Genomic DNA, 20,352 nt, shown 5'->3' with positions numbered 1-20,352 from the left:
ATTGACCCAAGAAGATGCGGCGAAGGTTGAAGACAAGAGGGCAACAGGGTTGTTCGTGAGTGCCGATGCATGACAGTTCGATAAGCCAGGGGGCCGCTCCGGTGCCGCTGCAAGAGGCGACGCCGGTCCTTGTGCTGGATCTGGATGGCACGCTGTCGCGTTCCGATACGCTGCACGAGGCGCTGTTCACGATGATCGCGGCCTTTCCGCCGGTGCTGCTGCGCATGCTCCGCTGGCTGTTCCGGGGCAAGGCCGCGTTCAAGCGCCGGGTGGCCGATATGTGCGTGGTGCCCGGCGAGGGGCTTCCGCTGAACGAAGAGGTGCTGGACCTGGCCCGCAAGGCGCATGCCGAGGGGCGGCGCGTGGCGCTGGTCTCGGCCTCGGACCAGCGGCAGGTCAATGCGGTTGCGCGCCATGTCGGGCTTTTCGACGATGTGATCGGCACCGGGGCAGAGGCATCCGCCGGGCGCAACCTTGGCGGCAAGGCCAAGGCGGCCTTCCTGCAAGAGCGTTACGGCGCGAAGGGCTTCGACTATGTGGGCGACGCCAAGGTCGACCTGCCGGTCTGGGCCGCGGCGCGCCGCGCGATCACCGTGGGCGCCGGCCCCGCCCTGCGCCGCGCGGCCGAGGCGGCAAATCCCGATACCGTGCATATCGCGCCCCCGCCCGGCCTGCTGGGCACGTTGCGCACCTATCTGCGCGCGATGCGGCCGCATCAGTGGTCCAAGAACCTTCTGGTGTTCCTGCCCATTCTCTCGGCGCATGAGCTGAGCGAGTTCGGTGCCGCCGTTGCCGCCTTCGTCGCCTTCAGCCTGACCGCATCGAGCGTCTATCTGCTCAACGACCTCGTGGACCTTCAGGCCGACCGCGCCCATCCCCGCAAACGGCTGCGCCCCTTCGCCTCGGGGGCCTTGCCGATCATGCACGGCTTCGGCCTTGCGATTGCGCTTCTGGTGCTGGCGGTGGCGATCTCGTTGGCGTTCACGCCGCCGGCCTTCATTGGCGCATTGGCATGCTATTACGTCGTGACATTCGCCTATTCGCTCTGGCTCAAGCGGATGCTGATCATCGACGTGCTGACGCTGGCCACGCTTTACACCGCGCGCATCATCGCGGGCGCGGTGGCCACGACGATGTGGCTGTCGCCCTGGATGCTTGGCTTTTCGATGTTCATCTTCCTGTCGCTTGCCGCGGTGAAGCGCCAGGCGGAACTGACGGACCAGCTCAGGGGCGGGCGCGAGAAAAGCATCGGGCGCGCTTATGAGGTGGATGACCTGCCCGTCCTGCGCGGCATCGCGCTTTCGGCGGGTTATGCGGCGGTTCTGGTGTTCGCGCTTTACATCTCCAGCCCTGGCATCAAGGCGCTTTACGGCGACCCGCGCTTTCTGTGGCTGATCTGCCCGCTGCTGCTTTACTGGATCAGCCGCATGGTCATGATGACCCATCGCGGCTTCATGACCGACGATCCGATCGTCTATGCCGCAAGCGACAGGGTCAGCCAGGTGGTGATCCTGCTGTGCCTTGCCATCGTTCTTGTATCCGGGTCGCTCTGAGGCCCGCCCGTCCATTGTTCTTGCCTGTTGGGAAAGCCCTATGTCCGAAAAGATCCTCTCTCGTCTGATTGTCCTGTTGGTTCTTGCCGCGACGGTCTATCGGCTGTTTCCCATCGTGCTTGGTCAGCCCTGGCTGTCCGAGTTCTTCATCACCGAGGACGGCTATCTGATGCTGACGATCGCGCGCAACATGGCGATCGGCCTGGGGATGACCGTGTCCGAGGGCACGATCCCCACCAATGGCGTGCAGCCGATGGCCACCTTCCTTTTCGCGGTGCCCTACTGGCTGACGGGCGGCGACAAGGTGACAAGCCTGATCGGCGTCATCGCCATTTCGGCGGTCATCGCGCTTGCGGCCTTCTTCGCGGTGCGGGCCCTTGCGCGCGACATGCTGCGCGATCAGGATGACAACCCGCTTTGGCCATGGCTTGCGGCTGCGCTGTGGTTCACCGGCCCGCTTTTGCTTTTGCACACGATGAACGGGCTGGAGACCGGGCTTTACACCCTGATGGCCGTCCTCACCTTACTGCGCTTTCATGCCGTGCTGGAAAAGGGCAGCAGTGCCGTGCCGATGGACCGACTGGTGCTGGGCTTCCTGTGCGGCCTGACCTTCCTGTCGCGCAATGACGGGGCGTTTCTAGTCACCGCGCTGTTCTTCGTGTGGATGCTGCACGGTCTGTTCGTGACGCGCGCGGGGGTTCTCGGGGTTGCCATGCAGCTGATCCCTCCGGGCATTCTCAGCCTTGTGGTGGCCGCGCCATGGCTGATCAACAACAAGATCAATTTCGGTTCTTTCGTGCCGATCAGCGGCTCGGCCCAGGCCTTCGGGTCCGAGTTCGGGCAGAATGCCGCGCTGGTTCCGGTTAAGCTGTTCGAATACATCTTCCCGATGCTGCCGATCCCCGCCTCGGTCGAGACATGGCCTTCGGTCATCGCGGTGACGGCCGTGCTCGTGGTGGTGATCCTTGCGGTCTTCCTTCTGGGCGTGTTCCTGCGCGGCGGGCCGGTCAGCTTCGTGGTGGCGGCCTATGTGATCTACGGGCTGATGCTGTGCGGCTATTACGGGCTGTTCTTCGGCGCCCCGCATTTCATGAGCCGCTATCTCGCGCCGCTTGCGCCCCTGATGATCGTGGCGGCGGTGTCCGTCCTTGTCACGCTGACGCGGATCTTCGAGGCGCGGCGCGGCGCGGCGGTGATGGCCGGGGCCGGAGTCCTTGGCCTTGCACTGTCCGCGGCGCTTCTGGTGCGCCTGCTGCTGCCCGGCGTGCATGTGCACGAACATTTTCAGGTGGTCCGCTATGTGCAGCAGAACGTCCCCGAAGAGGCATGGGTCGGCGCGCCGCAGACCGGCACGCTGGGATATTGGCATGACCGCACCATCAACCTTGACGGCAAGGTAAACCCGGATGCGCTGAACACCCTCCTGACCGAGGGGCATATCCTGAACTACGTCGTCGCAAGCGAGATCACCTATCTGGCCGACTGGGTCGGGCTTGCGGGTTGGATGCAGCGCCCCGAGGCGAATTTCGCGCAGCTCTTCGAGCTGGTGGTCGAGGATCCGGCGGCGAACCTGGCCGTGCTGCGCCGCCGTGCCGATGCGCCCCCGCCGCAGGCCCCCGAATCCGCGCCGCAGCCCGAAAGTGGCGCCGCCGCGCCGGCAGTTGAAACAGGGGCCGCACCGGAAGCCGAGGCGCCCGCCGGGGTGGATGATATTGCCCCCGGCGATTACGTTCCGCCCGACAACTGATGGGCCTCAGCCCTTGCCGAGGCGCTTTTCCCAGGCAAGGGCGGTGGCCACGATGCCGTCGATATCGTCATGGCGCGCGCGCCAGCCCAGCACCGATTGCAGCCGTGCCGGATCTGCGATGACCGAGCTTGCATCGCCCGGCCGCCGTTCCCCGATCACCACCGGGAAATCGGTTCCCGCGGCGCGGCGCACCGCGTCAAGGATGTTGCGCACTGAAAAGCCGCGTCCGTAGCCGCAGTTCAGCGTCTCGCTTTGCCCGCCGTCGCGCAGGTGGCGCAGCATCTGCAAATGCACATCGGCCAGATCCGAGACATGGATGAAATCGCGGATGCAGGTGCCGTCGGGCGTGTCGTAATCCTCGCCGAAGATGGTGAAGGCGGGACGCGTGCCGATGGCCGCCTGGCAGGCGACCTTGATCAGATGCGTCGCATCGCGGGTGGATTGCCCGCAGCGGCCCTGCGGATCGGCGCCCGCCACGTTGAAATAGCGCAGGATGCCGTAATGCAGCCCATGCGCGGCCGCAATGTCGCGCAGCATCGTCTCGATCATCAGCTTCGAGGCGCCATAGGGCGACAGGGGTGCGGTCGGGTGCTGTTCCGGCACGGGGCGGCTGTCGACCTCGCCATAGACCGCGGCGGTCGAGGAAAAGATGAAGCGTTGCACCCCGCCCGCCACCGCCTCGGCCAGAAGGGCCAGCGTGGCGGCGGTGTTGTTGGAATAGTATTTCACCGGATCGGCCACCGATTCCGGCACGACGGTCGAGGCCGCGAAATGCAGGATCTCGGTAATGCCGTGTTCGGCGATCAGCCGCCCCGTCAGCGCGCGGTCAGAGACGTTGCCGGTCACGAAGGTTGCGCCCGGCGCGACCGCATCGGCGAAACCGGTCACCAGATTGTCCAGCACCACGACCTTTTCGCCCGCGTCCAGTGCCGCCAGAACCATGTGGCTGCCGATATAGCCGGCGCCCCCCGTGATCAAAATCGTCAAATCGAGCCCTCATCCATCCAAAGCCGCCCGTCGCGGGGGGATGGCGAAAGGCTATCACATGGCCCGGTTGCGGCAAGCGCGAACCGCGCCGCTCAGCCATCGCGGAAGGCGCGATGCAACTGATCCGTCAGCGGTTTGGTCAGATAGCTCAGGACCGAACGCTCTCCGGTTTGCAGGAAGGCCTCGATCGGCATGCCGGGGATCAGGTCGACATCGCCAAGCCGGTCCAGTTCTTCGGGCGGCACCCGCAGCACCACGCGGTAATAGGATTGCCCCGTGGCCGGGTCCGTCACGCTTGAGGGCGGAACCGTGGCCAATGTGCCGAAGATCTCGGGCGTGGTGCGCATGTCGAAGGTGGGAAACACCACGCGCGCCTGCTGGCCGACATAGATCTGGTCGATCGAGCGGGGGTCGACGCGCACCTCGAACTCCACGCCCTCTTCCAAGGGAACGACCTGCGCGATCACTGCCTCGGGGGCGACGACACCGCCCGCCGTGGTGACCTGCATCTCGTGCATCACGCCCGATGCGGGGGCGATGATGTCGATCCGCTCAAGCTGCTTTTCCAGCGTGACGATCTGCAACTCCAGCTCTTCGCGCTGTGCGGTGGCCTCGCGCAGTTCGGTCACCACGTCTTCGCGGAACTGGCGGCGGGCCTGAAGTATCTCAAGCTCGGTGTCGCGGATCGAGTTCCGGATCCGGGCAAGCTCGGACTGTTCCTCGGAGAGCCGCCCCAGAAGGGCCGATTGCGCGCGCTGCACCTCAAGCACCTGGGCTTCGCGCGCAAGCCCGTCATCGTAAAGCGACTGCGCGGTTTTCAGTTCCTTTTCGGTAAAGCGCAGCTGCTCTTGGCTGGCTGCGATGCGTCCCTCGACCCCGTCGATCTGGTTGCGGAATTGCAGGATGCGTTCTTCCAGCTGCTCGACGCGCCCGGCCAGAACCTCCTTGCGGGCGCGGAAGATCTCGGTCTGCCCCACGACATGGCGATCAAGCGAGCCTTCGGGAAGCGTTGCGGGCGGGGTGGGAAAGACGATCTCGGCCGCGCCGGCATATTCGGCCTGAAGGCGGCTTTCGCGGGCCAGCGTTTCGGCAAGGCGGTTGCGATAGATGTCGAGGTTGATCAGAAGCAGCGTCGGATCAAGCCGCATCAGCACCTGCCCGGCCTCGACCACATCGCCATCCGCGACAAGGATCTCTTGTACGATCCCGCCATCGAGGCTTTGGATGACCTTCGGCTTGCCGCGCACGACGGCCTGCCCCGAGGCGATGACCGCGCCGGAAATCTCGGTCGTGACCATCCAGTAGCCCGCGACAAGCGTCAGGCAGAGCGTGACAAGGGCGGCCGCGCGCGCGGCCCCGGTCAGCCCGGTATGCACGGCCGGCGCGGAAGCGGCGGGCGCAGCGGGTTTCGTGGCGGCGGGGGTGGTGGTCATCTGTCAGGCACCGGAGTTGCGGACGGTCGTTTCGGCAGGCGTGTCGGTATCCTGCGCTTCGGGGCCGTCGGCGGGTTTAGGATTGGTCAGGACATGCTTGCGCCGCTTCAGCGCGCCGGAAACCCGCGTGGCCTTCAGCCCCCCGGCCTGCCCGTCCGCGCCCGGCTGCGGCAGGATCTGGACCATCGTCGGGATCTCTTCCGCGGCGGGTTCCGTTTCGGGCGGCGGTGCGGGCTGGCGCGTATTCATCGCCACGCGCAGGATTTCGTCCTTGTCGCCGAAATGGGCAAGCGTGCCGCGGTTCAGGATCATCACCTTGTTCACCGCGGAAATCACGCTTGGCCGATGCGCCATCACGATCACCACGCTGCCGCGCGCGCGCAGCGTGCGGATCGCGTTTGCAAGCGCGTCGTCGCCGCGGCTGTCGAGGTTCGAGTTCGGCTCGTCCAGCACGATCAGGCGCGGCAGGCCATAGATCGCGCGGGCCAGGCCGATGCGCTGGACCTGCCCGCCCGAAAGCGGTTGCGCGGTATTGCCGACCTGCGTGGAATAGCCCTTGGGCAGGGACAGGATCATCTCGTGCACGCCCGCGATCCGCGAGGCCTCGATGATCTTCTTGTCTTCCGCCGCCGGGTCGAAGCGCGCGATATTCTCGGCGATGGTGCCGGGCAGCATCTCAAGAGATTGCGGCAGATAGCCGATATGGCGGCCAAGGTCCTGCGGCTCCCACTGATCGAGGGTGGCGCCGTCAAGGCGCACCTCGCCGGTATCGGCCGACCAGACGCCGACGATCAGCTTGGCAAGGCTGGATTTGCCCGCCGCGCTGTTGCCGATCACCCCAAGCCCGTCGCCGGGCGACAGGCTGAAGGTGATCTTGTCAAGGATCATGCTGCGTTCGGCATTGGCGGGGGCGTCGGGGATGCGCTTGCCCAGATTGGTGACCTGCAAATGGCCCTTGGGCGGCGGCAGGCGGACATGGCGCCGTTCGGCCGGCATCCGGTCAAGCGTGTCGAGAAGCCGGTGATGGGCCTCGCGCGCGCGGCCGATCGCGCGCCACTGGCCGATCACCTGATCCACCGGGGCAAGCGCGCGCCCGGCGATGATCGAGGTGGCGATGATCGCCCCTGCCGACACCTCCTGTTGCAGCGCGAGATAGGCGCCAAGCGTCAGCAGCATGGATTGCAAGAGCAGCCGGAAGGATTTGGCGAAGGCCGAGAACCCCTCGGACCTGTCGCCCCCGGTCTGCATCCTTGCCAGGGCCGCGTCATGCAATTCGCGCCAGCGTTCGATCAGCTTGTGCGCCATCCCCAGGGCCACGACCGCCTCGCCGTTGCGGCGGCTGCGCTCGGCAAAGCCGCGCTCGACCCCTTCAAGCTGCATGGCCTCGGCGATGGGTGCCTGCGTCAGGGACTGGTTGGCCCAGGCTGCGACGCCCACGATGGCCGCCCCGACCAGCGTCAGATACCCCAGCCACGGGTGAATGTAGAACACGATGCCAAGGAACAGCGGAATCCAGGGCAGATCGAAGATCCCCGCGATGGCGGGGCTGGACAGGAAGGCCCGCACCACGCCCAGATCGCGCATCGGATTTTCGGTGCTGCGACGTTCGCCAAGCCCGGTGCGCAGCCAGTAATCGAAGGTCTTGCCGCCCAGTTCGGCATCCAGCCGGTAGCCGGCCCGCGACAGCAGGCGCGCGCGCAGGAACTCATAGATCCCCAGAAAGGCGTAAAGCACCACGACGATCACGAAAAGGCCCTGCAAGGTGGCGACCGATCCCGAGGACAGCACCCTGTCATAGACCTGAAGCATGTAAAGCGGCCCGGTCAGCATCAGCAGGTTGAGGATCGCGCTGAGCAGCCCGACCTGCACGAAGGTGCGCCGCAATCCGCGCAACGCGATGCGATAGGGATTGTTCGCGCGGTTCGGGATGTCGTCTGCCGTCACTTGCTGCCGATCCTTTGCTTCGAAACCATCTGTCCGCTGGCCCAGCAGGCGCAGTATTGCGCCATCCGGGGTTAACAGTTCTTCACCCGCTTCAGGATGGCCGCGCGTCCGTGCCGTCCTTTTCATCCCTCCGCGCAGGGGTTGCAAGCATGGCCACACCCGCCGGGGCCGATGACGGCGGGAAGCCGCCACCCTTGCCCGACTATTCCAGAGAATGGGCAAAAAGCCAATCGGCGGGGCTGGGGAAGCGGCCTCCCGGGTCGGGGTGCCAGGGGGAGTCCTCCGCAGGCCATCACTTCGGCGTCACCCGGCCCGCCGGCACGCCAGTCTTGCGATTGACGCCCCGCCCCTTGCTTCTTAGGGTGGCGCGCATCAGAACGGCGGAGGCAATTTCGCCAGCAAGTCATTGCCGGACCCCCAGCAGGATCATCAGTAACCGTGGTAGCTTTGGTACGAAAACTTCTGCTGGACCAGGGGCTTGCCGCCCGGGCCATGCGCAGCTCTGCCTGGACCGTCATGGGCTATGGCGGCGGGCAGGCGATCCGCCTGATCTCGAACCTGATCCTGACGCGCATCCTGTTCCCCGAGGCCTTCGGCCTGATGGCCCTTGTGACCGTGTTCATCATGGGGCTCGTGATGTTCTCGGATGTGGGGATCGGTCCCTCGATCCTGCAGAACAAGCGCGGGGACGAGCCCGATTTCCTGAACACCGCATGGACGATCCAGGTGGTGCGCGGCGTCATCCTGTGGCTGGGGACCTGTGCGATCGCCATTCCGGCCGCCACCTTCTACAACGAGCCGATGCTGGCGCAGCTTCTGCCGGTCGCGGGGGTGTCGCTTCTGGTTGCGGGATTCAATCCGACCCGGATCGAGACCGCCGCGCGCCATCTGCTGATCGGACGGCTGACGCTGATCGACCTTTCGGCGCAGACCATCGGCATCATCGCCATGGGCATCCTCGCATGGATCTTCGAGTCGATCTGGGCATTGGTAGCGGGCACCGTCATCACGGCGTTTGCCAAGCTTGTTCTCAGCTTGATCTTCCTGCCGGGCGAGCGGAACCGTTTTCGGTGGGAGCCTACCGCCGCGCATGAGCTGATCCATTTCGGCAAATGGATCTTCCTTAGCACGATCTGCGGCTTCCTGATCGGGCAGGGGGACAGGGCGATCCTGGGCAAATATCTGTCGATGTATCTGCTGGGCATCTACAATATCGGTTATTTCCTGGCCAGTTTCCCGCTTCTGCTTGGCTCGGCCGTAATGGGGCGGCTGATGATCCCGCTTTACCGGGAGCGTCCGCCATCGGCCTCGGCAGAAAATTTCCAACGCCTGCGTAAGATGCGCTTCGCGATGTCCGGGGGCCTGCTGAGCCTTGTGCTGACGATGGCCTTCTTCGGCCCCTTCCTGATCGGGGTGATGTATGACGACCGGTATATCGCGGCCGGCGGCATCGTGGTACTGATCGCCTGCGTGCAGATCACCACGGTGATAGGTCTGACCTACGACCAGTCGGCGCTTGCCGCGGGGGATTCGCGCAACTTCTTTTTCTTCACCGCGTTGCGTGCCTCGGTGCAGACCGCGTTCTTCCTGGTCGGTGCGGAGATCGGCGGCATGACCGGCGCATTGGTGGGGCAGGGGATCGCGGGGATCACGGTCTACCCGTTCCTGATACGCCTGGCACGACGGCATGGTGCGTGGGATCCGCTGCACGACGGTATCTTCTTCTCGGTGGGGTATCTTCTTGGCGCGGTCGCGCTGTGGCTCCATCACGACAAGATCGCGCTTCTGGCGCAACTGGTTGCGCCATAGGGCTCAGTCCAGGCGCAGCGGCCTGACCGGGCCGCGCAGCATCATGCGGCGCTTCAACCGTTGCCCGAGGCTTTGCGGCGGCAAAAGCTGTTGATCGCGGTCGAACGTCATGCCGTTCAGCATCGGATCATGCCAAAGCGCGAGCGTGGCCCCCCATTTCGCGGCCTGCTCAGGCGGGATACCGTCCGACCGTCCCATTCCGGTGGCCAGAATCCCCGGTGCCCAGTCTGAGAGCACGATGCGTGGAAAGCGATCTGCAAGATCCGCGACAAGGGCCCGTGAAAAGATGCGGATCGCCCCTTTCGAGACGGCATAGACCCCGCAGGCCGGGTCGGGCCGCTGATCGGCGAAAGAGATGACGTTGACGATCCGCCCCTGTCCGGTTTGGGTCATACTGCGCAGGGCGGCATGGGTGCAGGCAACCGTGCCGCCAAGGTTGTTGCGGATGCCTTGCATGAAGCTTTCGGGGGTTTCGTCCAGGAAATCCTGACGCGGGTGAACCGCGGCGTTGTTGATCAGCAGGGCGATCGGGCCAAGGCGGTCCTCGATCCGGGCGAATTCTGCGGCCACGGCTTCCGCGTCCGAAATATCCAGAGGGAAGGGATGGAAATGTCCCGGCCCGCTTTGCGCCGCGGCAAGGGCGCGCGTTTGCTCAAGCCTTTCCGCGTCGCGCCCGATCCCCGCGACGGTCAGTCCACGTCCCACGAGTTCAAGCGCAAGCGCGCGGCCAAGCCCGCTGCTGGCCCCGGTCACGACGCTGGCGCGTTCCTTGATCCATTCAGTGCTCATTTCGGGCCTCGGCGATGCGATCCGCGACACGCAGGGCGTTGGCGGCGATGGTCAGGCTGGGATTGACGCCCATCGAGCTGGGCATGAAGGATGAATCCGTCACATAGAGATTGCCTATCCCATGCGCGCGGCAATCGGGGTTCAGAACGGATGTCGCCGGATCTTCACCGAAGCGCAGGGTACCGCAGGGGTGACCGAAATTCAGCTCGGGCTGGAAGGAGAGGAACATCTTGCGCTGCCCGCGAAAGCTGCGGCGGATCGCTTTTCGAAACGCCTTGCGCCGGGCCAGCAACTCGTCGCTGAAGCGGTATTCGAAGCGCAGCGTGCCCGATCCGTCGGGCGGCAGGATGCGGTTTTCGGGGTAGCCGATATCTTCCATCAGGCCGACGAAGATCTTCGCGTCGCCCAGGAACCGCGCCGCGATCCCGGCAGGCAGGCGGGCAAGCTGGTAGAGTGGGCGGATCCGGTCCAGCCCCGTGCGCGCCAGAAGCATGCGCAAATGATGCAGGATATCGCCATAGGACGCGTTCAGCCCCATCGCCTGCACCATCCCGAAACGCTTGCCCTCGGCATAATACAGATCGCGCAGCCCGATCGCGCGCGAGGGGGCAAAGTTCCGCGCCGACCGGTCCGGCCAAAGGGCGAACATCTCGTTGACGTGAAACATCAGGTTGCGGCCCACCAGCCCGCTTTCATTTGCACAGCCCTGCGGCCAGTGCTCTGCGGCCGAATCCAGCAAAAGCTGCGGTGAGCCGAAGCCCCCCGCCGCCAATACCACGACATCGCCCCGCAGCATGACGGGATTGCCGTCAAGCAGGGCCTCGACATGGGTGATGCGCCCCGGTTCGCCGCGCAGAGCGGTTACCTCGCACCGCTCCAGAAGGGCAGCGCGACCGGTTGCAAGGGCAGGCTCCACCCCGGCGGAGCGCCCGTCCATCTTGCAGTTGCGCGGGCATTTCACGCCAAGGCAGTCCAGGCAACCCTCCAGATAGCGCACCGCCGTGTGCAGCCTGTAGGGATGCAGGCCGATCCGCTGCATCTGCGCCATCAGGGCGGCATCGCCGGGCGGCAGGTCGGGTGGTGGGCGCAGGTTGTCCGCGGGCACGGACGACAGCGGGTCCGCGGATCCGCAGATGTGATAGATCCGCTCGGCCGCTTCGAGATAGGGATGAAACGCGGCATAGCGCACCGGCCAGCCGCCGGCAGGGTGCGGACGTTCCGGACTGTGGTCAAGGTCATGGGGTTCGGGCCGCTCCAGCGCAGCGGCGTAATAGACGGACGAGCCGCCGACCCCCGCGCCAAGCGGCGGATAGAAGCTGATCCTGCCCCCGTTGATCTGCCCCTCGATCGGATCGGGCCAGAAGCCGCGGATCTTGCGTGCGACCCGGTCGGATAGGTTCGCATCCAGCGCGGTTTGTTCTGCCCGATGCCCCTTGCGGCCCTTTTCCACGAACAGAACCGAAAGCCCCTTTTCGGCAAGCGCCCGTCCCACCGTGCCGCCGCCCATGCCGGTGCCGATGACGATGACGTCCCAATGTCTGTCTGCCAAGCCGCTGCTCATGGTGCCGCAACCGCCTCCGTCCGGGGGGCGGTATCGGCGGACAGAAAGGGCGTGAACAGATGCCGCAGCGCCCGCGCGCCGGTATTCGTCAGGTGGTTGTTGTCGAAATAGAGCGCCTGCCCGGCCTTCATCACACCACAACGGTCCGCATCGCAGAGTTCGGGCCAGCTGTCGATGAGAGTGATCTTCCGTTCTGAATCCATGGAAATCAATGGAACCTCGGCTTGGGCAACCCTGTCAAGAACCGTGGTCCGCGGGACCGAAAGGGCGGCCTCGGTCCTGTCCGGGGCGTCGCCGCGGGCAAGGCGCCGCGCGATGGTGCGGGAATCGTAGAACGGGATCTCGGGAACCTGGCGCAGCACATGGACCGCGTTGAAGTGTTGGCGCAGGGTGTTGACCGTCGCGCGCAGTGCCGCGTCCATCAGTGCAGCCTGCCCATCCGCACCCTCCAATCCGCTTCCGGGCTGCGGCGCGATCTCGATGCGGTTCTCTGCGTCCCGCCCCGTGCCGGTGCCGGTGGCGTAATAGCTCCAGCGACCGATCAGCAGGACACGCTCGATCCCGGCAAGGTCGGGCAGCGCGGCCAGCATCGTGGCGTTGGCGGTGGTGCAGGCGCGATCCTCGGCCGGGGTGGTGGCGGTTTCCACCTTCGTCACGCCAAAGACCGGAGGGCAGCCCGCGTTCCAGATCAGAAGGCCGGGCGTGCCGGTTTCCTGCGCGGCAAGGGCAAGCCCTTCCATGAAGGCGCGCAGGTGACTGTCGCCCCAGATCAGAACCCTCGGTGCCGCGCCTTCGGGGCCGATCTCGCAGACCTCAAGCCCGGCAAGGGGGCCCGTGTCGCGCCATGTGCAGCGCGAGGTGTCTTGCAGGAAATCGGCCGAGGCCGCGATATGCACCCGCGTTTCGGCGCGGAACCGCGCCGGGGCGCCGTCCGTCAGATAGGCGGCAGCCCCGATCGCCAGAAGCACCGCCGACGCGGCACCAACCCCCGCAAGGGCGATCGGAAAGCTGATCCGCAGGCCGCGGCGGAAGGGCAGCTCTACATAGCGCCAGGACAGCACGGCCAGCACCGCCGCAAGCGCCATCCAGGCGGCCGCTTCCACGGCGCCGGAATATTCCTCGCGGTAGTAGTGGGACAGCGTGAAGACCGGCCAATGCCAAAGGTAAAGCGAATAGGAGATCAGCCCGACAAAGACCGGTCCCCGTGCGGAAAGGGTGCGATTGACGGGATTGTCCTGCCGCCCGTTGGCGATCAGAAGTGCCGTGCCCAGCACCGGAAACAGTGCCTGGATGCCCGGAAAGCCGTCTCCCGCGCGGACCAGCGCTATCGAGCCTGCCAGAAGCGCGATACCCACCCAGGACAGCGCGGGATGAAAGGACCACTTCCAGCCGCGCCGCTGCCCTTCGACGGCAAGAAGGACGCCTGCCAGAAGCTCCCATGCGCGGAAGGGGAACAGGAAGAAGGTGGCCGATGGCCAACGCGGCGTCAGCGCGACGCAGGCAATCGTGGAGGTCACGAAGACCAGCCAAAGCATGCCCCGGAGCAGTGCCGGCCGGTGGCGCAACGCCAGCATGAGGATCGGCACCGCCAGATAGAACTGCTCTTCGACCGAAAGCGACCAGGTGTGCAGCAGGATCTTGCTGTCGGCCTCGGTGTCGAAATAGCCCGCTTCGCGCCAGAACTGGACATTGGCCAGATAGACCGTTGCCGCGATCAGCGATTTCCCGAATGCCCGGAACTCGAACGGAAGAAGGATCAGTGCGGCGAAGACGGAGGTCACCACGGCCATCGCCACGAAGGCCGGGGCCAGCCTGCGAAAGCGACGAAGATAGAAATGCGACAGCGACAACCGGCCCGTCTGCGTCAGTTCCTGCCAGAGGATCCCGCCGATCAGAAAGCCCGAAATGACGAAGAAGACATCCACGCCCACAAAGCCGCCACCCAGGCCGGGAGCCGAGAAATGGAAGAACACGACGGCCAGAACGGCGATCGCGCGCAGCCCGTCGATTTCCGGGCGGTAACCGTCATGTCGGGGGATGACGGAAGAATGCTTGGTGTCCGGAATGAAGGCGCCGCTCCTGGCTTTTGGGGCTGCGGGAAAGGTGTTTGCGGGGGTCAGATTACACGGGATTGGGACGAAATACAGACAAAGCGCACCCTTGGGGCGGAAAGTTTCGGGCCACCGGGCAGCTTAACCGTCATCCGCGGCCATATCGACCGACACCGATTTCCAGCGCCGATGCGTCCAGAGCCACTGCTCCACATGCGCGTGGACCTGCGCCTCGAGGCTGCGGTTGAGGGCAAGCGTCATCACCTCGGGGGTATCGGGTGGGATCGGGGCCTCGAGCACGAGGTTGAAATCCACGCCGTTTGGCGCGCGCAGGCCATAGCTTGGCACCAGAAGCGCATTGTAGCGCAGCGCCAGTTCGGCCGCGGACAGCGAGGTCATTGCCGGACGGCCCATGAACTCCAGCGGGACGCCGTCCCAGACATGCTGGTCCAGAACGATGCCAAGCGTGCCGCCACCGCGCAGATAGCGGATCATGTCGGTCAGCCCGGCGCGTCCGCGCGGAAACATCGGCTTGCCGATACGCTCGATCGCGCGGACGTAATGTGTGTTGAAGAAGCGGTTGGTCATCGGCTTATAAAGTCCGCCGATGCCGAAGCCGCGCGCATTGAGCGCGGCGCGCGCCGCATCGTAATTGCCGATATGGCCGGTCACAAGGATCACCGGGCGGCCCGCTTTCACCGCCGCTTCGATCGCGGCCAGGCCGGGTCCGGCGATCGGGGCACGCATTGCGCGTTCGGCGAATTCCGCGCCCGAATAGATCTCGATCAGCGTGCGGCCCAGGTTGTCGGGTACCGCGCGGGTGATTTCCCGTATGCGATCTTCGGGCAGGTCGGGAAAGATCAGGGCCAGGTTGTCGCGCACCCGGCGTGGATAGCCGATCAGCGGCGCCACGATGCGCGACATCAGCCAACCTGCCAGCGGAACCCGCCTGTCATAGGGCAGCTGCAACAGAAGCCACAGGACCGACCGGATAAGTCTGTCTGCGATCCAGTCTGCCGCCTTGCGGGCCGGGGTCTGGGGTCTTGCCATCGTTCTTCCTGCGCTTTGCCGCCCCTATATGGGCCGGATCGCGGCCCATCACAACATGCCCGCGCGGGCCGGAGAGGCGCGTTGACCATTTTCATGTTTCCCAAGGCAATCCTTTGCGGATTCCCGATTGAGAAAGCAGTTGGAAAGCGATCCCCCGCAGGGTTTGATGGGGCAACGGACGCTCGCCCGAAAGGCCACATTCAGATGACCCGCAGAACCTATTACGCGCCGCAAGGCGGATTGCCGCCGCAGACGCAGCTTCTGACCGATCGCGCCATGTTCACCGAGGCCTATGCGGTGATCCCCAAAGGCACGATGAGCGATATCGTCACCAGCTACCTGCCCTTCTGGGAAGGTGCCCGCTTCTGGGTTCTGTCGCGCCCGCTTTCGGGCTTTGCCGAGACCTTCTCGCAATATATCGGAGAGATCGCGCCGGGTGGCGGCAGCGACCGCCCCGAAAGCGATCCGGGCGCCGAGGCCGTGATCTTCGTGGTCGAGGGCACGCTGGAGCTGATGATTGCGGGCACGGTCCATGCGATGGGGCCGGGCGGCTATGCCTTCCTGCCGCCGGGGTGCGTCTGGCAGATGCACAACCGCGCCGGGGCCCCCGCGCGGTTCCACTGGATCCGCAAGGCCTATCAATGGGTCGAGGGGCTGGACGCGCCCGAGCCGTTCGTGACGAACGAAAACGACATCCCCCCCGCCGCGATGCCCGACACGGACGGCAAATGGGCCACCACCCGTTTCGTGGACATGGCGGATATGCGCCACGACATGCATGTGACCATCGTCACCTTCCAGCCTGGCGGCGTCATTCCCTTTGCCGAAACCCATGTCATGGAACACGGGCTTTATGTGCTTGAGGGCAAGGCGGTCTATCGCCTCAACCAGGACTGGGTCGAGGTCGAGGCCGGCGATTACATGTGGCTGCGCGCCTTCTGCCCGCAGGCCTGCTATGCCGGCGGGCCGGGGCCGTTCCGCTATCTGCTTTACAAGGATGTCAACCGGCACATGCCGCTGTCGGGCCCCGGCCTGATGCGTCAGCCGGGCTGATCCGGCGCGCCCAGCCCGCGCGACACGGCCGCCGCTGCCGCGCGCACCATCGCGCCGATATCGTCCAGCCGATGCGCCGGCATCCGGTGCGTCGGCCCCGAGACCGAGATCCCGGCAACCGCCTCGCCGTAGAAATTCACGATCGGGGCGGCAACGCAGCGCATACCCTCGGCCTTTTCCTCGTCGTCGACGGCATAGCCGCGGCTGCGGATCTGCAAAAGCTCTGCGCCAAGTGCTGCGGCATCGGTCAGGGTGCGCGGGGTGAACCGCTCCAGCACGCGCCCGCGCAGGAACTCCGCCAGCCGCGCGTCGGGATAAAGGCTCAGCAGCGCCTTGCCGATCCCCGAGGCATGCAGCGGCGACAGCGTGCCCGGCGGAAAGAACGCGCGGATCGATTCATGCGTTTCGACCTGGCTGACGAACATCACGTGCCCGCCCCGCTCGATCCCCAGGTTCGAGGTCTCTCCGGTGCTTTCCATCAGCGCATGCATCACCGGGCGGCTGCGCTCCACCACGCCCGAGCGGCGCAGGAAGGCCGAGCCGAGCCGGAAGGCCGATGGCCCGACATGCCAGGTCTGGGTGGCGGGATCGTTCTCCACGATGGCGCGCGCCTCCAGCGTCGAGAGGATGCGGTGGATCGTGGCGGGCGACTGCCCAAGCTCTGCGGCGATCCCGCTCAGCGTCATTCCGTTGGCATCGCCGATGGCGTCAAGCACGTCCAGCGCGCGCACCAGCGCCTGGATCGTGCCCTGTCCCGCGGCGCTTCCGGTCGATCGGGGCCGCCCCTTGCGGCGCATTGGCGTCTTCATCCGGGCATCCTTCTTGAAAATGATGAAGCATCTGTCGTGTGCGTTTGAAAATGCGTCACCGTGAATGAAAAACGTAACATACGGGATTGAAATGATAAAATCACGTTTTTCAACGAATGAAAGAATTTTTCAGAAAAATTGCGCTGCGCTGCAATCCCCTCATATCGTTCGGGAAACCCAATCAGGAGGGCACGACATGAGCTTTCAGAACCCCGTCTTCATCCCCGGCCCCACGAACATGCCCGAGGTGCTGCGCAAGGCGGTCGACATGCCGACGCTCGATCACCGCTCGCCGCTTTTCGGGCAGATCCTGCGCCCCGCACTGGCCGGCGTGCGCAAGATCCTCAAAAGCGAGAGCGCCGAGATCTTCGTGTTTCCCTCGACCGGCACGGGCGGCTGGGAAACCGCGCTGAGCAACACCCTTTCGCCCGGCGACAAGGTTCTGGCCGCGCGCAACGGCATGTTCAGCCATCGCTGGATCGACATGTGCCAGCGCCACGGGCTGGAGGTCGAGGTGGTCGAAACGCCCTGGGGCGCGGGGCTGCCCGCCGACCGCTACGCCGAGATCCTTGCCGCCGACAGCGCGCACAGGATCAAGGCGGTGCTGGCCACGCATAACGAAACCGCAACCGGCGTGCGTTCGGACATCGCGGCGGTGCGCCGTGCGCTGGACGCGGCGAACCATCCCGCGATGCTGTTCGTCGACGGTGTCAGCTCGATCGCGTCGATGGATTTCCGCATGGACGAATGGGGCGTCGATATCGCCGTGACCGGCAGCCAGAAGGGTTTCATGCTGCCCGCGGGGCTGGCGATCCTGGGCTTTTCGCAAAAGGCGATGGCCGCGGTCGAGGGCGCGCGCCTGCCGCGGACCTTCTTCGATGTGCGCGACATGGGCCGTTCCTACAGCGCCAACGCCTATCCCTACACGCCCGCCGTCGGGCTTCTGAACGGGTTGAAGCTGTCCACCGAGATGCTTCTGGCCGAGGGGCTGGAGACGGTCTTTGCCCGCCACCACCGCATTGCCGAAGGCGTGCGCGCCGCGGTGCGCGCCTGGGGGATGGAGCTTTGCGCCGAGGCGCCCGCGCTGTATTCGGACACGGTCAGCGCGATCCGCACGCCCGAGGGCTTCGACGCCACCCGGATCGTCACCCATGCCGCCAATACCTATGGCGTGGCCTTCGGGGTTGGCCTGGGCGAGGTTGCGGGCAAGGTCTTCCGCATCGGCCATCTGGGCAGCCTGACCGATGTCATGATGCTGTCGGGCCTGGCCACGGCCGAGATGTGCATGGCCGATCTTGGCCTTCCCGTCCGTCTTGGCTCGGGCGTGGCGGCGGCGCAGGAACATTACCGCGCAACGGCCGCAAGCCTGGCGCAGGCCGCGTGATGAAGGATCTTGAGGCGATGCAGATCCCGACCCTTGCCGACATGCTGATCGCGCATGAGCGCATCCGCCCCCATATCCACCGCACGCCGGTCCTGACCTCGGGTTTCATCGACGACCTTGCCGGGGCCGAGCTGTTCTTCAAATGCGAGAACCTGCAAAAGGCGGGGGCGTTCAAGGCGCGGGGGGCGTCGAACGCGGTCTTCGGGCTGTCGGATGCGCAGGCCGCGAAGGGCGTGGCCACGCACAGCTCGGGCAATCACGGCACCTGCCTGAGCTATGCCGCCGGCCGCCGGGGCATTCCCTGCACCGTGGTCATGCCGCGCACCGCGCCGCAGGCCAAGAAAGATGCGGTCCGGGGCTATGGCGGGCGCGTGGTGGAATGCGAACCCTCCACCACCTCGCGCGAGGCCGTCTTTGCCGAGGTGGTCGCGCAATCGGGGGCCGAGTTCGTGCATCCCTATAACGACCCGCGCGTCATTGCGGGGCAGGGCACCTGCTCGAAAGAACTGCTTGAGCAGGTTCCGGATCTGGACGCGGTGATCGCGCCCATCGGCGGCGGCGGCATGGTGTCGGGCACCTGCCTGACGCTGTCGAACCTTGCCCCCGACGTGCGGATCTATGCGGCCGAGCCCGAGCAGGCCGACGATGCCGCCCGCAGCTTCCGCGCCGGGCATATCATTGCCGACGACGCGCCCGAAACTGTCGCGGACGGGCTCAAGGTGCCGCTGAAGGATCTGACCTGGCATTTCGTCCGCAACCACGTCACCGATATCCTGACCGCTTCCGAAGACGAGATCGTCGAGGCGATGAAACTGATCTGGAAGCGCATGAAGATCGTGATGGAACCGTCCAGCGCGGTGCCGCTGGCCACGATCCTGAAAAATCCCGATGTCTTCGCGGGCAAGCGCGTGGGCGTCATCATTACCGGGGGCAATGTCGATCTGGACCGCCTGCCCTGGATGAACAGCTGAACACGGAGAGCCACGATGAACGCAGTGACAGATATTTCCCGCCTCGAGGTCGGCTATGACATTCCCGCGCGCCCCGGCATGGCCGAGGCCGAGATCCAGACGCCCTGCCTGATCCTCGATCTCGACGCGCTGGAGCGCAACATCCGCAAGATGGGGGATTACGCGCGCGCCCACGGGATGCGCCATCGCAGCCATGGCAAGATGCACAAGTCGGTCGATGTGCAGAAGCTTCAGGAAAGCATGGGCGGCGCGGTCGGCGTCTGCTGCCAGAAGGTCTCGGAGGCCGAGGTCTTCGCGCGCGGCGGCATCCGCGACGTGCTGGTCACGAACGAGGTGCGCGACGCGGCCAAGATCGACCGGCTGGCGCGCCTGCCGAAACTGGGTGCGACGGTAACGGTCTGCGTCGATGACCCGGCCAATATCGCCGAACTGTCGGCCGCGGCGCAAAGGCACGGCACCGAGCTGGGCATCTTCGTCGAGATCGACTGCGGCGCGGGGCGCTGCGGCGTGAAGACCGCGCCCGAGGTGGTGGCGATCGCCCGCGCCGCCGCTGCCGCGCCCAACCTGACCTTCCGGGGCATCCAGGCCTATCAGGGCGCGATGCAGCACATGGACAGCTATGAAGACCGCAAGGCCAGGCTTGATGCCGCCATCGCGCAGGTCAAGGAGGCGGTGGCCGCGCTGGAAGCCGAGGGCCTGCCCCCCGAATTCGTCTCGGGCGGCGGCACCGGGTCTTATTATTTCGAAAGCGGCTCGGGCGTTTACAACGAGCTGCAATGCGGTTCCTACGCCTTCATGGATGCCGATTACGGCCGGATCCACGACAAGGAGGGCAAGCGCATCGACCAGGGGGAATGGGAAAACGCGCTGTTCATCCTGACCTCGGTCATGAGCCATGCCAAGCCGCATCTGGCGGTGGTCGATGCCGGCCTCAAGGCGCAGTCGGTCGATAGCGGGCTGCCCGTCGTCTTTGGCCGCGACGATATCCGATACACCAAATGCTCGGACGAGCATGGCGTCGTCGAGGATCCGGACGGGGTTCTGAAGGTCAATGACAAGCTGCGCCTTGTGCCGGGCCATTGCGACCCGACCTGCAACGTCCATGACTGGTATGTGGGGGTGCGCAACGGCACGGTCGAATGCCTCTGGCCGGTCTCGGCGCGCGGCAAGGCCTACTAGGCCCATGACGGCGGGGCCGCGCGCACCGCCGA

15 protein-coding genes are annotated in these 20,352 nt (G+C 65.6%); 7 read left to right on the top strand and 8 right to left on the bottom strand.

The features are described from left to right. The first annotated feature begins 65 nt into the window (after positions 1 to 65). Positions 66 to 1,553: a UbiA family prenyltransferase gene (locus AC4PTO_RS15065; protein ID WP_492729837.1), complete on the top strand. Its 1,488-nt coding sequence runs from the start codon at positions 66 to 68 to the stop codon at positions 1,551 to 1,553. Between the two features lie 40 nt (positions 1,554 to 1,593). Then, positions 1,594 to 3,300, top strand: a complete 1,707-nt coding sequence (locus AC4PTO_RS15060) for an ArnT family glycosyltransferase (RefSeq protein WP_492729835.1) — start codon at positions 1,594 to 1,596, stop codon at positions 3,298 to 3,300. Between the two features lie 6 nt (positions 3,301 to 3,306). Here the strand turns inward: AC4PTO_RS15060 and galE are convergent, their stop codons facing one another. From galE to AC4PTO_RS15045, 3 genes are all read right to left on the bottom strand, one after another. Further along, positions 3,307 to 4,287 (bottom strand): UDP-glucose 4-epimerase GalE, encoded by a 981-nt coding sequence (gene galE / locus AC4PTO_RS15055; protein WP_492729833.1) that lies wholly within the window; start codon positions 4,285 to 4,287, stop codon positions 3,307 to 3,309. A 92-nt stretch (positions 4,288 to 4,379) separates the two neighbouring features. Continuing rightward, positions 4,380 to 5,720, bottom strand: a complete 1,341-nt coding sequence (locus AC4PTO_RS15050) for an HlyD family type I secretion periplasmic adaptor subunit (protein ID WP_492729831.1) — start codon at positions 5,718 to 5,720, stop codon at positions 4,380 to 4,382. Positions 5,721 to 5,723: 3 nt separating this feature from the next. Beyond that, a complete protein-coding gene (locus tag AC4PTO_RS15045; RefSeq protein WP_492729829.1) occupies positions 5,724 to 7,664 on the bottom strand; it encodes a type I secretion system permease/ATPase in 1,941 nt (646 codons plus the stop codon). A gap of 492 nt (positions 7,665 to 8,156) precedes the next feature. Here AC4PTO_RS15045 and AC4PTO_RS15040 point away from each other — a divergent pair, with 492 nt between their 5' ends. Next, positions 8,157 to 9,473 (top strand): oligosaccharide flippase family protein, encoded by a 1,317-nt coding sequence (locus AC4PTO_RS15040; RefSeq protein WP_492733651.1) that lies wholly within the window; start codon positions 8,157 to 8,159, stop codon positions 9,471 to 9,473. Positions 9,474 to 9,476: 3 nt separating this feature from the next. On the opposite strand, the gene AC4PTO_RS15035 is transcribed toward AC4PTO_RS15040, so the two are convergent. From AC4PTO_RS15035 to AC4PTO_RS15020, 4 genes are all read right to left on the bottom strand, one after another. After that, positions 9,477 to 10,262, bottom strand: coding sequence for an SDR family NAD(P)-dependent oxidoreductase (locus AC4PTO_RS15035; protein WP_492729827.1), 786 nt, complete (start codon positions 10,260 to 10,262; stop codon positions 9,477 to 9,479). After that, positions 10,252 to 11,811 carry a GMC oxidoreductase gene (locus AC4PTO_RS15030; protein ID WP_492729825.1) on the bottom strand — a complete coding sequence of 520 codons (1,560 nt, stop codon included), beginning with the start codon at positions 11,809 to 11,811 and terminating at the stop codon, positions 10,252 to 10,254. The genes AC4PTO_RS15035 and AC4PTO_RS15030 overlap by 11 nt, the downstream gene beginning before the upstream one ends. An 8-nt stretch (positions 11,812 to 11,819) precedes the next feature. Continuing rightward, on the bottom strand, positions 11,820 to 13,796 hold the full coding sequence (locus AC4PTO_RS15025) for an acyltransferase family protein (RefSeq protein ID WP_492729823.1): 1,977 nt from the start codon (positions 13,794 to 13,796) through the stop codon (positions 11,820 to 11,822). Positions 13,797 to 14,015: 219 nt separating this feature from the next. Beyond that, entirely contained in the window at positions 14,016 to 14,924 is a 909-nt protein-coding gene (locus AC4PTO_RS15020) for a lysophospholipid acyltransferase family protein (RefSeq protein ID WP_492729821.1), read from the bottom strand. Positions 14,925 to 15,128: 204 nt separating this feature from the next. On the opposite strand from AC4PTO_RS15020, the gene AC4PTO_RS15015 reads away from it, so the two are divergent. Next, entirely contained in the window at positions 15,129 to 15,977 is an 849-nt protein-coding gene (locus AC4PTO_RS15015; protein WP_492729819.1) for a bifunctional allantoicase/(S)-ureidoglycine aminohydrolase, read from the top strand. Here the strand turns inward: AC4PTO_RS15015 and bhcR are convergent. Then, entirely contained in the window at positions 15,965 to 16,786 is an 822-nt protein-coding gene (bhcR, locus tag AC4PTO_RS15010) for an HTH-type transcriptional regulator BhcR (RefSeq protein WP_492729817.1), read from the bottom strand. The two genes, AC4PTO_RS15015 and bhcR, sit on opposite strands and share 13 nt — an antisense overlap. Positions 16,787 to 16,982: 196 nt before the next feature. On the opposite strand from bhcR, the gene bhcA reads away from it, so the two are divergent. The 3 genes from bhcA to bhcC are packed head-to-tail and all read left to right on the top strand — an operon-like array spanning position 16,983 to position 20,320. Beyond that, complete coding sequence (gene bhcA, locus AC4PTO_RS15005) at positions 16,983 to 18,170, top strand: L-aspartate--glyoxylate aminotransferase BhcA (RefSeq protein ID WP_492729815.1); 1,188 nt, start codon at positions 16,983 to 16,985, stop codon at positions 18,168 to 18,170. Next, positions 18,170 to 19,141, top strand: coding sequence for a beta-hydroxyaspartate dehydratase BhcB (gene bhcB, locus AC4PTO_RS15000; RefSeq protein ID WP_492729813.1), 972 nt, complete (start codon positions 18,170 to 18,172; stop codon positions 19,139 to 19,141). Before bhcA ends, bhcB begins: the two co-directional genes overlap by 1 nt. Before the next feature lie 15 nt (positions 19,142 to 19,156). Beyond that, the gene (gene bhcC, locus AC4PTO_RS14995) at positions 19,157 to 20,320 is read left to right on the top strand and encodes a 3-hydroxy-D-aspartate aldolase BhcC (protein WP_492729811.1); all 1,164 of its coding nucleotides are present in this window, start codon (positions 19,157 to 19,159) and stop codon (positions 20,318 to 20,320) included. Positions 20,321 to 20,352: the final 32 nt, after the last annotated feature.

The sequence above is a fragment of the Rhodobacter maritimus genome, assembly GCF_058747975.1.
Note: the sequence above shows the minus strand (reverse complement) of the source record. Positions and strands in the feature narration are given on the sequence as shown.

Excerpts from the sequence above, each read along its gene's own strand:
- AC4PTO_RS15065 (WP_492729837.1), top strand. The coding sequence starts at position 66 with ATGCATGACAGTTCGATAAGCCAGGGGGCCGCTCCGGTGCCGCTGCAA.
- AC4PTO_RS15015 (WP_492729819.1), top strand. The coding sequence starts at position 15,129 with ATGACCCGCAGAACCTATTACGCGCCGCAAGGCGGATTGCCGCCGCAG.
- bhcR (WP_492729817.1), bottom strand. The coding sequence starts at position 16,786 with ATGAAGACGCCAATGCGCCGCAAGGGGCGGCCCCGATCGACCGGAAGC.
- bhcC (WP_492729811.1), top strand. The coding sequence starts at position 19,157 with ATGAACGCAGTGACAGATATTTCCCGCCTCGAGGTCGGCTATGACATT.
- bhcB (WP_492729813.1), top strand. The coding sequence starts at position 18,170 with ATGAAGGATCTTGAGGCGATGCAGATCCCGACCCTTGCCGACATGCTG.
- AC4PTO_RS15050 (WP_492729831.1), bottom strand. The coding sequence starts at position 5,720 with ATGACCACCACCCCCGCCGCCACGAAACCCGCTGCGCCCGCCGCTTCC.
- AC4PTO_RS15020 (WP_492729821.1), bottom strand. The coding sequence starts at position 14,924 with ATGGCAAGACCCCAGACCCCGGCCCGCAAGGCGGCAGACTGGATCGCA.
- AC4PTO_RS15035 (WP_492729827.1), bottom strand. The coding sequence starts at position 10,262 with ATGAGCACTGAATGGATCAAGGAACGCGCCAGCGTCGTGACCGGGGCC.
- bhcA (WP_492729815.1), top strand. The coding sequence starts at position 16,983 with ATGAGCTTTCAGAACCCCGTCTTCATCCCCGGCCCCACGAACATGCCC.
- AC4PTO_RS15060 (WP_492729835.1), top strand. The coding sequence starts at position 1,594 with ATGTCCGAAAAGATCCTCTCTCGTCTGATTGTCCTGTTGGTTCTTGCC.
- AC4PTO_RS15040 (WP_492733651.1), top strand. The coding sequence starts at position 8,157 with ATGCGCAGCTCTGCCTGGACCGTCATGGGCTATGGCGGCGGGCAGGCG.